Below are 15,046 nucleotides of genomic sequence, written 5' to 3'. Positions count from 1 at the left end.
TATTAAAATACTAGATCCCTTATAAAGGTCAAAAGGAACAATTAATTTCAGAAATCAAATGGACTTTTCACCTTTCTTTAATTATTCTGATACATCTCATTATAGGAATTCTCGTCCATTCCCTTACTGAACCTTCTTAAGTTGTAAGTAAAGCTTAACATGAGGTATTGCTGAAGAACATTGGTCTGAATGTCTTCAATGAAGGTCTCTGTAATGTTTCTTCTTACATTTGCATTTTGACCCAACAGGTCATAAACCATTAAACTGATTTCCCCTCTTTGGTTGTTGAATATTTTTTTGCCAATACTCATATTGATCAAAGAGAAATTTGTATCAAATCCTTGGGCAAGTCCCCTGTTGATCTGATGGTTAAGATCCAAGCGGTAAATGATTCCTTCCCAAATGATCCAGTTGAAATTGACCCTGAATCTTTGTTGAAAGAAATCATTATTCATATTAGGGTTCTGGGTATTGTTAACTTTATTGTAAGAAGATCTGGACCAGATATTAAAATCTACCTGATCACTGATATTGCTGTTGAGCGAAAAACCTGTGCTCAGCCTGGTAGAATTATTGAATCCTACCACATCATTGACCTGGCCGGGTCTTTGCGTATACCCAAAACCGGCATTCAGATTGAGGTTGGATTTAATCCATCCAAAAGGCATCCCATAACTGAACCAGGAGCGGAAATCCTTAAAGCCATCCAAATTCACAGGCTTATTCAATTGGGAACCCTTTTCCAATATTATTCCATCCTGGATTTCTGTTGGCTCATCGGCTATAAAAACTGAATTTGAAATGAATTTGTCAACAAATCTTGATTGAGCAAACAAAAACCAATTCTTGTCCGAATCAGGATTATTGCTCCTGAACCGCAGTCTAAATTGGTTGGTAAAGGATTGGTCAAGTTCAGGATTACCCGTACGAAGCTGAATCGGGTTTGTATTATCAATTACATTTTGTAATTGCCAAACCTGAGGTTCATTGGTGTAAGTATCATAATCCAATTGGATGTTTGTATTGGCAGAAAATTTGTACTCCATCCGAAGGGTGGGGAGGAGGTTGGTAAATCTTCTATTAAGTACCTCTACATTTGGGAATTCCTGATTATTGTTCAATCTGGCATCCTCGTATTCCAATTCTGTTTGAATCTTATATTTTTCGGAAATGTACTGATATCCTAACTCGACACTTTGTGTAAGGTATTTACTCACAAAAACATTACTCAGAGCTGTATCAAGCACCAAATTTCCATTCTCAAAGTCCCCACTATCAACATTAAACAATAATCTATCGGAATCATTTTTTCTGTTGCCAATCTGATATTCAGCTTCCATTTGACCTTTTTCTCCAAGCGGTTCAGTATAGGAAACCCTGGCCTGCCATGATTCTCCGGTTCTTTCTCTCGTGATCCTTTGATCAAGATTTTCCACTCTTTCCCCATTTTGTTCAAAAAAAGTATTCCTGGCTTTTCTATTTGCATCATCCTGATTCCATCCATTCGTAAATGTAGTCCTGATGGTTATGGTCCTTCCTGGTTTCAGGAATTTATGACTGTAAAACAGACGGTTGAATAAATCAAAATCCTTGTAATTTCCTGTTTTAAGATTTTCAACAGTATTGATTGGATTGAGGCCAGAATCTGTCTGCCCAAAAAATCCTGAGTTTTCCGTTTCAAACCTAGCAGAAAATCTTGGTATATATAGGAACCTGTTTCTTTCATTGGGATTATATTCAAGCCGTAGATTGGCCTGATGCTGATTGTTGACCCTCACGTCAGTGCTGGTCTCACTATAAATTTGATTAGACTCTTCAGAGGTGATGAATTCCCTAAATCGGTTGACAATTCCTACATTTTCCCGGTTGGTGAACACATAGCTTCCCGTGACTTTGACTTTTTCATTCCAGACATTTGAATAATTCATTCCAAGAATATTGGTAGTAATAATACCTTCCTGTGGATTCCCATTGTCTTGGGCATTAGGATCACTGGTAAAATTCAGGACATTAATATTATTGCTGAGTCCTGTTACCGTTAATCTTTGATCTTCATCAAAGAAATTGACACTTGCCCCGGCAAGATAACGCTCATCTGTTCCGTACCCCACTGTAGTCTTCCCAAATTGTCCTTTTCTCCTATTAGGTTTTGTAATGATATTGATGGTCTTCAACCTTTCTCCATCATCAAAACCACTCAGTTGTGCTTTTTCACTTTTCTGATCAAAGATTTCAATACTTTGTATCATTTCTGCGGGAATGTTCTGTAAGGCAGTTCTGACATCGTTCCCAAAAAAGGGTTTGCCATCTACCAAAATCTGGGCTATATTTTCACCTTGCGCTTGAAGTATTCCATTTTCAGTATTAACTCCCGGTAATTTTTCAATCAGTACCTGAGCACTGGCATCTTTCATGGTTTTGAAAGCATCTGCATTAAAAAGGGTTGTATCTCCTTTTTGACTGCCGGTAGATCTTCTTGCTTCTATAAGAACTTCATTAAGGTCAGTAGCCTCCTCCATAATCATAATGCTGCCTAAATCCGTATTGGAGGTTACTACCAGGTTTCTTTGATACCCTTTGTAACCCATATACTGAATCCTTAGAAGGTAATCACCCAAACTTACTCCTGAAATTTCAAACCTCCCGTCAATATCCGTTACAGCCCCACCAATCTGAGAGGAATCACTTGACGTCAATAATATAATATTGACAAATGGAAGTACCTCCTGCTTACCCTCCTCTTTTACAACCCCTTTGATGGAATAAGTTTGGGAAAATACCTGGCCAATTGTGCCAATAAAAAAAATAAGAAATAAAATGTACTTCATTTAATGATAAGTTGCTGATTTTAAATTAATAACAACAAGAATTAATCTTACTTATGTTGTCTTTACAATACAAAGTAAGGCTCAAATGTTTCCCTATTTGGCCATTATTTGCTGAATGGTCTAATAATTAAAGGAACTGCCAAAAAAAACAGTTGAAAAACTTTCTACTATATAAAAAATTAGTTCTTTGAATAATCCATTATTGTTTGTTTCCCTCTCTATAAATATTGTAAAGCATTCGATTGATAAAAAAACTAATTTTTTATATACTGGTTTTTTTATTATAAAACAGTAATTATAGTATGTAAATTGCAAAATATATATTTTTAAAATAATTATTTTTATAATATTAATGCAATAAATATAAAAATTTTATAATTTTATTTTTATTTTAATAAAACAATTCTAAATTTGGGTTCATATCACCCATTTTTTCCTTCTTTCGGTGAGTGAGAACTTAACGAAGGACGCCATAATAAATTATGAATATCACCCAATTACTCAAAAAACAGGTGTGTTTTTGGGCATTGCTGATGTCAATAGCCTTAAATTCCTGTATAGAACATCCGAAAATACAAGAGCTTCCTGAAAAGGAAGTGAGATCTGTTTTACTTGATTTTAACAAGGAATTATTGCTTTTGCACCTCAATCAACTCCGCATCCAAGGTTGTCAATGTGGTAATGTGTCAATGGCACCTGTTCCTCCTGTGGTCTGGAATTCACTATTAGCCAGTGCTGCTCAAAAGCATTCCGAAGATATGTTCGCAAACAATTTCTTTCTTCATATAGGATCGGATCAATCCACTTTGAAAAACAGGGTGGATAATACCGGGTATTTGTGGAAATTATTAGGTGAGAATATTGCCAGGGGAAATTTTAATGAAGAGTCGCTTATAAAGGCTTGGAAAAACAGTCCAGATCATTGCAAACAAATGATGGATGCAGATTTCTTGGAAACTGGTGTTGGAAAGAAAGATATCTATTGGACAATGGTTCTTGCCAAATAACAAGGCATCAGACCTTACCTCTGTCATAAATAGAAGAAATAGAAGACAAGAACTGTTAAAATGATGAACAGGATGGTCAAACCGCTGCCGGCTTTGATATAATCTTTATTTTTATATCCCCCCGATGACATCATCAATGCATTGACCTGATGGGTTGGTAGCAGGAATGAATTTGATACACTGACTGCGGCCAGTAAGACCAAAGGTCTTGGATCCAGACCGGCAATTTCTGCCATGCCGATAACCAATGGTGCCAGGACTACTACAGCACCAACATTGGACATGAATAAGGAGAAAACAGTGGCCAATACTGTGATTGAAATTACAAGCAAAAGGGCAGACTTACCCTCAATGACAGTCATAACATTTTCAGCTAAGAAAAATGCCGCTCCTGATTTTTGCATGGCCACACCCAATGGAATCAAGCCTGCTAATAAGAATACCACTTTCCAATCAATGGAATCATAGGCTTGTTGTATGCTGATGACCCTTGATAAGATCATGGCCAATGCTCCAGTCATAAAGGCAAGTGCAATAGGAACTCCCAAGAAGGTCAATAAAATACCAAAGGCAAAACTGGCAACTGCCGGAATCGTTTTGCTCTGATTTTTAGGCTCAGATTCAATAGGTGTGGCCAAAATCAAATCTGAACTTTCTTTGAGGGAACGGATATTGTCCCAAAGACCATACACAATCAAAGTTTCCCCCTGCTCGAAAACATGGTCTGAAAAATCTCCTTTGATTTGCTCTCCTTTACTAAATAATATCAAAGGCTCAAGAGCAAATCTTCTTCTAAATGCATAATCCCTCAATGATTTACCAATGATCTCCGAACTGCCAGGAACAATCACTTCTGCAAAACCGGAATCTTCAGATTTATCCAGCCTATTGAATATCGTGGGCGCTATTTCTTCTTTTAATCCAAACTCCATGGCCATCGCTTTTGCATCCTTTTCTCTTCCTAAGATGGCCAAAATCTGACCTTCCTGAAATGCAGTTTCCCTCCAGGGTGCATAGATGATGTCCTGACCCTTGGAAATAGCAATAATATTGACCTGAAATTTCTTCCAAATTCCTGAGCTTTCAGTAGTAAGTCCCACCAATTGGCTTTCCTTTTGGACTTTGAAATACCAGATGTTTTTGGACAGACTCATGGTCTCCATCAATTTTTCCTGGGCTGATTTTTTTGAACCGGTGGAAGAAACGGCTGGTAGTACATAATTTCCCAGAAGAAAAAAATATACAATACCGGCAATTAACAATATGGCTCCAATAGGAGTCACAGCAAAAAGCCCAAAAGGCTCCAAGTCAGCATTTTTTAAAAGATCATTGATCAGGATCAAATGGCCCGAACCAACCATGGTTAGTGAACCACCCAATATGGCAGCAAATCCAAGAGGCATAATCAATTGAGAAACAGGGATTTTCGTCTTTCGGGAAATCTCAAGGGTTCCTGGTAAGAAAAGTGCTGCAGCACCTATATTCTGCATAAAAGCAGATAAGGTACCCACTGATAATGAAATAAATCCAATGATTTTATTTTTATTGTTGCCTACTTTCTGGAGAATACTTTCTGAAAACTTCTCCATCACTCCGGTAGTGGTAATACCATAGCCCAAAATCATTACCGCAATCATGGAAATAACGGCATTACTTGAAAAACCTGTCAACATTTCATCAGGGGTAAGTACTCCGCTCCATCCCAATGCCAGCATACAGATTATGGCCACTACATCTATTCTAAAAATTTCAAACACCATCATGATAACGGTGGCGGTCAATATACCTAAAACAATGATGATTTGAATGTCTGTTTCCATAGATTGAAGAACAAGATTTTTTTCAAAATTAGTGTGTATCCCAGGTGACTAATGTGTGAAAAATCACAATTATCCTCAATTTAGGAAATTGTTAGAAAAAAGAATTCAATAATCTTTACCCTATTACAGGTAAAGATTATTAAAGAGCATTTTAAATGTGCCATGGGATTGTGCCCGGTATGTAATTTCAGGACCATAAACATAAAGCATCCCCTTACCAATTGGTGCGGAAAATGCAGTGATACCATCTTCGAGGTAGGATTGTCCCCAGGCCCATCCACTTTTGAGCGGGGTTTTGGTATCAAACCAGGACAATACCTGTATGCCCTGCAATTTTGCTTCAGGTTTCAATTTGAAAACAGGACTGTTATTGAATAAAACATCCACATGACTCCCCAAACCCCAGTTGGCAGAAAGGCTATTATCAACCCTTGTAACTAATACTGAACCCGGAACATAATACTTTTCCCCTGCAAGAGGCCTTTCGGAACCATCTCTTTGCACTTCTACCAAGGCATTTTTTATTGGCAATTGTAAATGATATGCCAAATTGGATGCGCTTCCCACCGCGACCACTTTTCCTCCGTTTTCTAAAAAGGACTTGATCTGTGGGATGGATTTTTCAGCGGTGATGGTACCGATCATATGGTGATATTCGGCAGGTGTATTGCTTTCAGTAGGAGGGGAACCCCAGACTCCATTTCCGCTGCTGCCCACCGCTGGAATCCCTCCGCTAATAAACAGGATGGCATCATATTTTTTATTCAGGTTACCTGAATCGATCTCTTTGGCAAAGATAACTTCAAAACCAAAATTGTACTGTTCCAAAATCCATCTCACCCAACCGCTTGGCATAGAACCTCCATAGGTGTCAAATAAGGCAATTCGGGATGGTTTGATAGTTTGTGTATTACTTGGGTTGGATTTTGCAGGGATTACTTTTATCCCATATTTTTCTGCTAAATCTGAAAGCTCCTTGGAAGCATTACCGGGAATATAGAATGATCCTGCAGGTATTCCATCCATGGAATTTCGGATTCTGGAAATTTTCACCCCTTTTTTTAGTAATTCGTTGACCACTGCAAAGGCATCATTTTGTTCACTGCTCAGGAAATGTCCTGATCGTGAACTTCCAACTTGAACAGCAGGAAACGGTTCAAGTTGTCCATATGGTAAGGTTTCAAATGGCCCGGTGAAATCATCCAGAATCCTGTCAAATTGAATTCCCATTTGGTATGCCAAAGTCCAGCCTGCCGCATCATAAGGTCTGATGGGGGGTCCTCCTGGATACTGGAAATCATTAGGGTAATCCTGAGGCTCAAACATATCAATCACATGGGGACGGAAGGCTTGGTCTGTTTTGACGATATAAGAACCTTTGGGATAGGATTTCCCTTCTACACTGAAAGGAGCACTTGCTTTTTCTATTCTGATTCCTGTTTTTATCAGGGCATTGATGAATTTAACAGCAGTTGCTGGGTCTTTTTGGTCTGAAGGGATAATAAACCCTCTGGGGTCTCTTTCTTCTTTGGCTTGATAAATGCTATCGTAGAAAACTGAAGGAATTGCCCCTCCTCTCGCTGAAAAGGGATTGGTGGGGGCAGGATATTTGTCCTTATTTTTTTGATAAGCCTCCTTTATCGCCTCTATCTTTCTGGGAAAAGGTGTCCAATAATCCACGCTACCCCTTTCGATAGATCCTTTACCCATAACATAAATATTGTATAACAAATGATCGCTGTTTCTCGCAGCATAGTCCAACACCGCAAAATTCATGGAAACAGAATAATCTATGGATTGTTGAAAATGCCAGTTTTTTTGTGGGGTTACCGGAAATGGTGTATTGCTGTTCGGCAAAAGCCTGTCCGGTACCAAAGGGATTTCTTCAGGATTTGGTCCCCCTACAATTTCGGTCAAAATACCGATGATATTATGGTAGTGGGTAGTGGTTCTCAGTCCCCCATTATACCAGGTAGAGAAGGTGGAGCCATTCATTCTGGTAAATCCAGGTTTGTTTTCTGCATTCAACCGGTTATACATTGCCGCACCGACTGCATCGATACCAGTTACCATCATGGGGTCAAAAACATAATTAAAAGGATCCCTATAAGGGGGACCGGCCAAAATGGATCCGGCAGGTCCTCTTTGGTGATGGTTGTACATCACCTGGGGAATCCATTCCACAAATAGCTGGTAACCCATATTCGAGGATTCTTTCATGTTTTGAATGTAAAAATCCCTGTTATTATCATGACCAATATATTTTTGATACAATACAGGAAGATTGGAAAGGCTTCTCTTTTCGGGCTCTGCTTCCCGCATATACCAGTTTCCTATTTTCTCATGGCCATCCGGATTGGCATGGACAAAAAGGATAACCACATTGTCCAAAATCCTTTGGGTTTCCTCATCATCCCGGGAAAGCACCTGGTATATAGTTTCGGTCAATTGGTGGATGCCAACAGTCTCCGTGGAGTGGAGGCCTCCGTCTATCCATACAATTGCTTTTCCTTCCTTGGACATATTCCTAGCCTCTGCTTCAGTAAGTCCTTCCGCTCTGGCCATCTTTACGGAGATTTCCCTGAATTTATCCAGATTGGTATGGTTTTCAGGGGAAGTGACGATCATCATCCACTGGTCTCTGCCTTCTTCGGTTTTTCCTATGGATATCAATTTGGCTTTGTCAGAAGCATCCGCCAGTTTTTTGAAATAGGCTTCTGTTTGAGTGTAGTTGCTGATATGGTAATCTTCTCCCATACCAAATCCAAAATGGTCTTTGGGACTTGGGATTCCTTGGGCGAAGGAATTTTCTAATGCCAATAATAATAAACCAAGAAGTATTACAGCTCTGTGAAATGAGGTTTTTATTTTTCTTAATTGGATCATTTGGAAAAAATTTTTTAGGGTAAAATTTATTTCAGAACCTGATTTTAGGAATATTTTTCCAAGGGAAAGTTATCATTTACAGCAGCGGTAAAATATTTAGTTTCTTTTCTTAGTGATCCTTTGCCGGCTTTGTGGGGAAGGAACAAAGATGATTTTATCATAAGGGTTGCTCATCACAGAAACCTAATTATTATCCCACCAAGCCACGGAGATCCACAAAGTTTTTTCTTAGTGATACTTTGTCGGCTTTGTGGGAAAAATCACAAAGGTTCTGATCTTTTACTATGTCAATTATTTGACTTAAATATTATCCCACCAAGGGTACAAAGGACCACAAAGAATAGGGAAATAGAAAAAGGGAAAAGGGAATTCAATTTTTTATAAAAATGAAAAATCAATATCTTGATTCAAAGAAATAAAACCCAACGCTTTTGTCATGACAATACTAATGTTTTTAATGTTTTTTTCAACTACTGCTTTTCAGCAAGTTGAAAGTTTAAAATCCGATCAGCCCAATATTTTATTTTTAATTGCAGATGATTGGTCCTATCCCCATGCAGGTATTTATGGTGATAAAGTGGTACTTACCCCTACTTTTGACAAACTTGCAAAAGAAGGTGCCCTCTTTCTAAATGCCTACACTGCTTCACCGTCATGTTCTCCCTCTCGGGCGTCCATATTAAATGGAAGGTATCCACACCAAAACGAACAAGGGGCCAATCTTTGGCCTGAATGGCCGGCACAGTTTCCCACCTATGTCTCCCTTCTTGAAGATGCCGGTTACTTTACCGGGTCCGCACGGAAGGGTTGGGGCCCAGGTGAATTTCAGGTTTCCGGACTTGAACATAATCCTGCCGGTAAGACATACGCTGACTTTGAGTCTTTTTACAAAGCCAAAGCTAAAGACCAGCCCTTTACTTTTTGGTTCGGAAGTTCTGATCCCCATAGAGATTATGAACCCAATACCGGTATACAAACAGGGATGAAATTATCTGATGTGATTGTACCCGATATATTCCCAGATTTGGACTGTATCCGGAATGACATATTGGATTATTATTTTGAAGTGGAAAGGTTTGACAGGGAATGCGGTCAAATAATCAGATTTCTTGAAGAAATGGGGGAATTGAACAATACCATTGTAGTCATGACCAGTGATAATGGGATGCCATTTCCAAGGGCAAAGGCAAATCTCTATGATTTAGGAACCCGAATGCCCTTGGCCATCAGATGGCCAAATAAAATCAAAGCAGGGACGGTAATACAAAGTTTTGTCAATTTCGTTGATTTTTCTCCCAGTTTTTTGGAAGCAGCTGGACTACAAGGGAAGGAGATGAGTGGAAAATCCCTTTGGCCTATTTTAGAAGGGAAATCTGAAGGTGACCATGAAGTGTTTTTGGAAAGGGAAAGGCATGCGAACGTAAGAAAAGGGGATTTGAGTTATCCTTCCCGTGCAATCAGAACCCATGACTATTTGTATATCCGGAACCTGATGCCAGAGAGATACCCCGCTGGAGACCCAACAGTCCATCAATCTGTGGGCCAATACGGTGATGTAGACAATTCCATTACCAAATTTTTGATCATGGCTTTGGAGGGGCAGGAGAGGGATAATTCTCCTGATTACTTTGAATTAAGTTTCGGTTTAAGGCCAGAGGAAGAACTGTATGTATTGAAAGAAGATCCCTATCAAATCAACAACGTGGCAGATCTTCCTGAATTTAAGGAAATCAAAAGTGCATTAAGGAAAAGATTGGATGATTGGATGTTGGAAACCGGGGATCGAAGGGCAACAGAACCCAGGTCGAATTATTGGGATCAAGTCCGGTATACCCCAACTTATCAGATGAAAGATGTTGATTTTATGGAAAATATTATAAATTACTGGATAAGGCCACCTTTCCAATCAGGAGAAGGGATTCCATGTGAAATTGGCATAAGAAATTAAAATTTTAACGAAAGTCTCCCAATAAATAAATCATCTGTATGGGATTTCACTGAATTCAGGGATTGCAATAATAAACGGTTTCCCTTTTTTTAGCGGTGTTTTGTCTTTCAAAAAAATTGCTATGGGAATCCGCTTTTTAAATTTTATTTTAATTTTTGCTCTTTGGGAGAGTCAAGATAGTTTTGGTCAAAATCAATCAATTTACTACCAAGGTCAAAAGGACAGTCTGTATTCTGAAATACTTGGTGAGAACCGGCCATTACTGATTTACCTGCCGCAAAGTACCCGTGGACTCACTATGGGCAATACCCCTAGCCCCGTGGTGTACATGCTGGATGCAAATAGCCAGTTTTCCATCACCACCCAAATCCTCAAGCAGCTCAGCTTTGATGCCATACCACCCTCTATTGTGGTGGGTATTGTGAATACCAACCGCACCCGGGATTTAACGCCTACCCATCTAGACTCCGATCTTTCAGGATTTGATGTGTCCTTATCGGGTGGTGGAGAGGCTTTTCTCGACTTTATCGAAAAGGAGCTGATTCCCTACATCGACCAAACCTACAACACCACACCATACCGTACCTTTATTGGGCATTCCCTGGGTGGCTTGCTATCCGGCTATGCCTTGGCTACCCGTCCACCTCTGTTCAATAATGTAATTACCCTCGATCCCACCACCACCTGGGATGATGGAATATTGGTGAAAAAAATCAAAGCAGCAGCCAAGGCGGGGACACTGGCTGGCAAGGGCTATGTCTTTGCTGTGGCCGATGCTGACCCTACGGGAAATCCTCAGACTGACTCTTTGCTGACTTCCTTCCGGATACCCAATGAGCAGGTGTGGGACCTACTTTCCGAGCGTGCAGATCTATCTTTTCTTTATAAAAATTATCCCAAAGGAAGCCACCTGGACATGGTGATTCCGGGCATATATGACGGGATGAAATTCCTGTTTTCCTGGTATGCCGATCTGCAACTGGAGATTATTGATGCTGCCGATCCCATGTTGGGAAGTAACAAGACTACCGAGGAATTAATCGGAAGTATCGAGTCCATCTATCTGCGCATGTCCGAGCGATTCGGCTATAAGGTGAAACCACAAGAAGATTTGATCAATTCTTTGGGCTACTGGTCCATGCAAGCAGGGGATTTGGAGCGAAGCCAAGCCTTGTTTGCGATGAATGTGGCCAACTACCCCGAAAGCGCCAATGTATACGACTCGATGGGAGATTACTTCGTGGCAGCCGGGAATGAAAAAGAGGCCATCCGATTTTTCAAAGAAGCCCTGAAGCGGGATGAGAATGCCGGTACAAGGGAAAAGTTGGAGGATTTGGAAAACTCATCTCAGGACTAAATGCGAGGGCTGATTCTTATACAATTTCTTCTTTGCTTCTGGACCTATTCACTAGTAGCACAGCAAGTGCAGGAAGAATTCATCCGAGCTAACGACATTCAACTGCATTACCTGGATTTTGGAGGTTCTGGCCTGCCCATCATTTTCTTGCAATCCTTTCACAACGATGCCTCCGAATGGCATACAGGAGAAATGGCCGGAATTGCGCAAGAGCTTGTCGCTGAGCATCAAGTGTTGGCCCTGACCCGCAGAGGCTGGGGAAAATCCGATCATACCGAATGGGGCTATGATGTGGCGACCCAATCGGAGGATTTACTCGGGTTTATGGACGCATTAGGCTTAGATAAGGCAGTGTTAATTGGGCGCATTCCAGGTAATCAGGATATGATTTGGATCGCTGAGCATCATCCGGAGAGGATCGCAGCCCTGGTGATGATCGGCAATCCCTTGGTGGGTCTGAATTCACCTGAACCTGAAATCAGAACCTTTGAAACAGAAATTTTGGCCATGTCTTGGGACTTGGGTGAGCGGGCGGTGGCGATGCGAGGGCCGAGAAACAGTTGGCGACCCCATTTTTTGACAGATTCATCACGCTCCATTTCCATTCCCACGCTGCGTTTTTTGAGCGAATTGGATAAAGAAAGTCTACCCGGAGGAAGAAATGTTTTTTATCTCGATCGAACGATCAGGCAAGTTTCGGTCCCTGACTTCAAGCCATGGAACGATATGGTGGCTAAGGCGGCTGAATATTTCCGGGAGCTGGGCAAAGATTCCAGCAGGCAGGAATTTATCAAAAATTATCTGATCAAGCATGACCCCAGTCCGGCCTTGAGGGCAGGTTTACAGCAGGCATTGGGTGATAACCTGAAAACCGTTTGGGAACCTCAAATACCGGAAGACGCAGATTTTGATGCCCTTTGGAAAGAAGTCTATGCCCCATTCTTCGTGAAGGAAATCAAGGCATTTCTGAAACAATCTCTTGACTAATTTAAACATGAACAGCATTATACCATCCCGAAAGAAACGCCTCACCTTGCTTATCACTCTGGGTCTTTGGAGTTTTTTACTCCAAGCTCAGGAAATCGCACCGGCTTACCGATCCAAAATAATTGATGTAGGCGAAATCAAAATTGAATATTACGATCATGGGGGTTCGGGACCGCTTTTCATTGAGATACAGGATTTTCACAATTATTACGAAGGACCTAATTATGATCCCAATTCACCTGGATTTTCCTTTTTGGAGGAATTGACCCAAGGGTTTCATGTAGTTGCGCCCATGCGGAGAGGCTATGGCAAAAGCACGGAAACCAAATGGGGCATGGATGTGGCGACACTCGGAAAGGACTTACTACTTTTTTTGGATGCGCTGGGAGTAGAAAAGGCCTTTTTCTATGGTCGCTTTCCGGGCAGTCAGGAGCTTACCTGGATCGCTGAGCATCACCCTGACCGGGTGCATGGCTTGATTTATTTCAACAACCCCATCGTCTTGGTGCATTGCTCAGACCTGGAAGTTATTGAGTTTTTTGAAAACATCAGTGTCTTTACCCCGGATTTTGAAAAGGAAAAACTGAAGCGAATTATGGGCTCTCGGGCTATGTACCGCCCGGATTTTTTGACTGACAAAAACTTGCGGATTGGGGTACCTGCCCTGCGCTTTATCAATCCGGAGTTTGAAAAGACAAATTTCAACCTGGCGATGTTTGAGGAGGAAATGCAAACCATGAGTGAGGAAGACTGGAAAGGAACCCGGGATGAGGAACAGCTATATTTGAAGGAGCTGCTGATTGATACGGTTCGCTACGAACGGCTTCACAAAAAACTCAAAGCCTGCAACCTTTCAGAGGAGATAGAAGAAGGCATGAAGCGGGCTTTCGGGGAAAATTTAACCACACGTTATGAGCAGGAGTTTCCTCAAAAACTAGAAAGTGAGGAAGCCTTTAGGGAATATATGCTCTGGCAGGCAAAGTATATTTTAGATTTTAAGTCCCAAGTAATGAAATGATTTAAAGAGGTTTTATTGCTCGAATTATCGCCTTGAAGAGCTTGTCAAAATCTATTAGCTCATCAGCGTTTAACCCAAAAAAAGCAAACGAGGCATCGTATTCTGGTAAATGGTACATTAGAGAACCCCAATATCCATCATGTCCTAATGCTCTAAAATCTATGCCATCTATTTGAGTAATCCCCATTTTATATTGACTTGCATATTGCTCATTATCTGAATCAAAACCGATACCGGTTGCGGGGTTTTCATCGTCTAATGAGGTAAACATTAGCTTAAATGTATCGCGATTTTCAAAAATATTATTTGTAGATAATGCCTGGCAAAATTTTGCCAAATCTTCAGCGGTGGATACAATACCTGATCCACCCCATAAACCCCAATTAGGACTTTCGTCGTAGGTGCTAACCCAGTTTCTTGATTCCTTATATTGATGAAATCTTGCTTTAGCATTTTTTGGATCGCCTTCCAACGTATAAAACCAGGTGTGATTTAGTCCAAGTTCTTCATATTTTAAAAGTTTCCGCATGGCAAGATAAAATGAGGTTTCTTCAACTTCTTCTATTATTTCAGTTAGGATGTTATAGTTTATATCGCTGTAATCGAAAGAACCTAGTTTACCTCGTTTGGCGTTTGTAATCACATCCTGAATTTGCTCATCGCGACTCCATCTGTATTTTAGATCTATTTGTTCTTTTTCGATCCATTTCATTGTCGAGCTGCTGGGAATGCTGCTCCGATGTGATAATAAATGCCCCACGGTAATGCTATCTACCGGATAACCATTTTCGGCCAATAACTTAGCTGTTCGCTCAGGGACGAGGGATTTGATACTTTGAAAAAGTTCGATTTTGCCCATTTCAATCAGTCGTAATATGGAGCAAGAGACGAAGGTTTTTGTGATACTTCCAATTTGACCGGGTTGATCTTTCTGGAGCAGTTCTTTAGTTTCCCGATTAGTGTATCCCACAGCACCTGACCAGGAGATATTTTTTTCTGGTACCTCAACATGCAAGATAAAACCCACACCATTGGGATGAGCTTGATAAATAGAGTCCAATAGGCTTTCTAAATTGTATTCAATCAGTTCTTTAGTGGTTGTTTTATGTTGGCAGGAGCAACAAAAAACAGTTGCTATTATAATTGATAAGACTTTATAGTTCATAGGCTCTTTTTTTATTATTTCAAATATTAA

9 protein-coding genes are annotated in these 15,046 nt (G+C 40.4%); 5 read left to right on the top strand and 4 right to left on the bottom strand.

Going from position 1 to position 15,046, the window contains the following annotated elements:
- Window positions 1-77 precede the first annotated feature (77 nt).
- On the bottom strand, window positions 78-2,828 hold the full coding sequence (locus tag ACFSKV_RS06780; protein ID WP_380801181.1) for an outer membrane beta-barrel protein: 2,751 nt from the start codon (window positions 2,826-2,828) through the stop codon (window positions 78-80).
- A 482-nt stretch (window positions 2,829-3,310) separates the two neighbouring features.
- Here ACFSKV_RS06780 and ACFSKV_RS06775 point away from each other — a divergent pair, with 482 nt between their 5' ends.
- Window positions 3,311-3,835, top strand: coding sequence for a CAP domain-containing protein (locus ACFSKV_RS06775; RefSeq protein WP_380801180.1), 525 nt, complete (start codon window positions 3,311-3,313; stop codon window positions 3,833-3,835).
- Between the two features lie 23 nt (window positions 3,836-3,858).
- Here ACFSKV_RS06775 and ACFSKV_RS06770 read toward each other — a convergent pair whose 3' ends face one another.
- Both ACFSKV_RS06770 and ACFSKV_RS06765 read right to left on the bottom strand, forming a co-directional pair.
- Window positions 3,859-5,655 (bottom strand): SLC13 family permease, encoded by a 1,797-nt coding sequence (locus ACFSKV_RS06770; protein ID WP_380801179.1) that lies wholly within the window; start codon window positions 5,653-5,655, stop codon window positions 3,859-3,861.
- Window positions 5,656-5,778: 123 nt separating this feature from the next.
- Complete coding sequence (locus ACFSKV_RS06765) at window positions 5,779-8,541, bottom strand: M14 family metallopeptidase (protein WP_380801178.1); 2,763 nt, start codon at window positions 8,539-8,541, stop codon at window positions 5,779-5,781.
- Window positions 8,542-8,977: 436 nt separating this feature from the next.
- Between ACFSKV_RS06765 and ACFSKV_RS06760 the strand changes: the two genes are divergently transcribed.
- The 4 genes from ACFSKV_RS06760 to ACFSKV_RS06745 all read left to right on the top strand — a co-directional run bounded on the left by ACFSKV_RS06760 (window position 8,978) and on the right by ACFSKV_RS06745 (window position 13,851).
- Window positions 8,978-10,489, top strand: a complete 1,512-nt coding sequence (locus ACFSKV_RS06760) for a sulfatase family protein (protein ID WP_380801176.1) — start codon at window positions 8,978-8,980, stop codon at window positions 10,487-10,489.
- Between the two features lie 121 nt (window positions 10,490-10,610).
- On the top strand, window positions 10,611-11,846 hold the full coding sequence (locus tag ACFSKV_RS06755) for an alpha/beta hydrolase-fold protein (protein WP_380801175.1): 1,236 nt from the start codon (window positions 10,611-10,613) through the stop codon (window positions 11,844-11,846).
- A gap of 147 nt (window positions 11,847-11,993) precedes the next feature.
- Complete coding sequence (locus ACFSKV_RS06750) at window positions 11,994-12,833, top strand: alpha/beta fold hydrolase (protein WP_380801174.1); 840 nt, start codon at window positions 11,994-11,996, stop codon at window positions 12,831-12,833.
- A 7-nt stretch (window positions 12,834-12,840) separates the two neighbouring features.
- The gene (locus tag ACFSKV_RS06745) at window positions 12,841-13,851 is read left to right on the top strand and encodes an alpha/beta fold hydrolase (RefSeq protein ID WP_380801173.1); all 1,011 of its coding nucleotides are present in this window, start codon (window positions 12,841-12,843) and stop codon (window positions 13,849-13,851) included.
- 1 nt (window position 13,852) lies between these two features.
- Here the strand turns inward: ACFSKV_RS06745 and ACFSKV_RS06740 are convergent, their stop codons facing one another.
- Entirely contained in the window at window positions 13,853-15,016 is a 1,164-nt protein-coding gene (locus ACFSKV_RS06740; protein WP_380801172.1) for a serine hydrolase domain-containing protein, read from the bottom strand.
- Window positions 15,017-15,046: the final 30 nt, after the last annotated feature.

The organism is Shivajiella indica, from assembly GCF_042683085.1.
GTDB lineage: Bacteria > Bacteroidota > Bacteroidia > Cytophagales > Cyclobacteriaceae > Shivajiella > Shivajiella indica.
Note: the sequence above shows the minus strand (reverse complement) of the source record. Positions and strands in the feature narration are given on the sequence as shown.

Coding starts and splice junctions, on each gene's coding strand:
- ACFSKV_RS06740 (WP_380801172.1), bottom strand. CDS start 15,016: ATGAACTATAAAGTCTTATCAATTATAATAGCAACTGTTTTTTGTTGC.
- ACFSKV_RS06755 (WP_380801175.1), top strand. CDS start 10,611: ATGGGAATCCGCTTTTTAAATTTTATTTTAATTTTTGCTCTTTGGGAG.
- ACFSKV_RS06770 (WP_380801179.1), bottom strand. CDS start 5,655: ATGGAAACAGACATTCAAATCATCATTGTTTTAGGTATATTGACCGCC.
- ACFSKV_RS06775 (WP_380801180.1), top strand. CDS start 3,311: ATGAATATCACCCAATTACTCAAAAAACAGGTGTGTTTTTGGGCATTG.
- ACFSKV_RS06780 (WP_380801181.1), bottom strand. CDS start 2,828: ATGAAGTACATTTTATTTCTTATTTTTTTTATTGGCACAATTGGCCAG.
- ACFSKV_RS06765 (WP_380801178.1), bottom strand. CDS start 8,541: ATGATCCAATTAAGAAAAATAAAAACCTCATTTCACAGAGCTGTAATA.
- ACFSKV_RS06745 (WP_380801173.1), top strand. CDS start 12,841: ATGAACAGCATTATACCATCCCGAAAGAAACGCCTCACCTTGCTTATC.
- ACFSKV_RS06760 (WP_380801176.1), top strand. CDS start 8,978: ATGACAATACTAATGTTTTTAATGTTTTTTTCAACTACTGCTTTTCAG.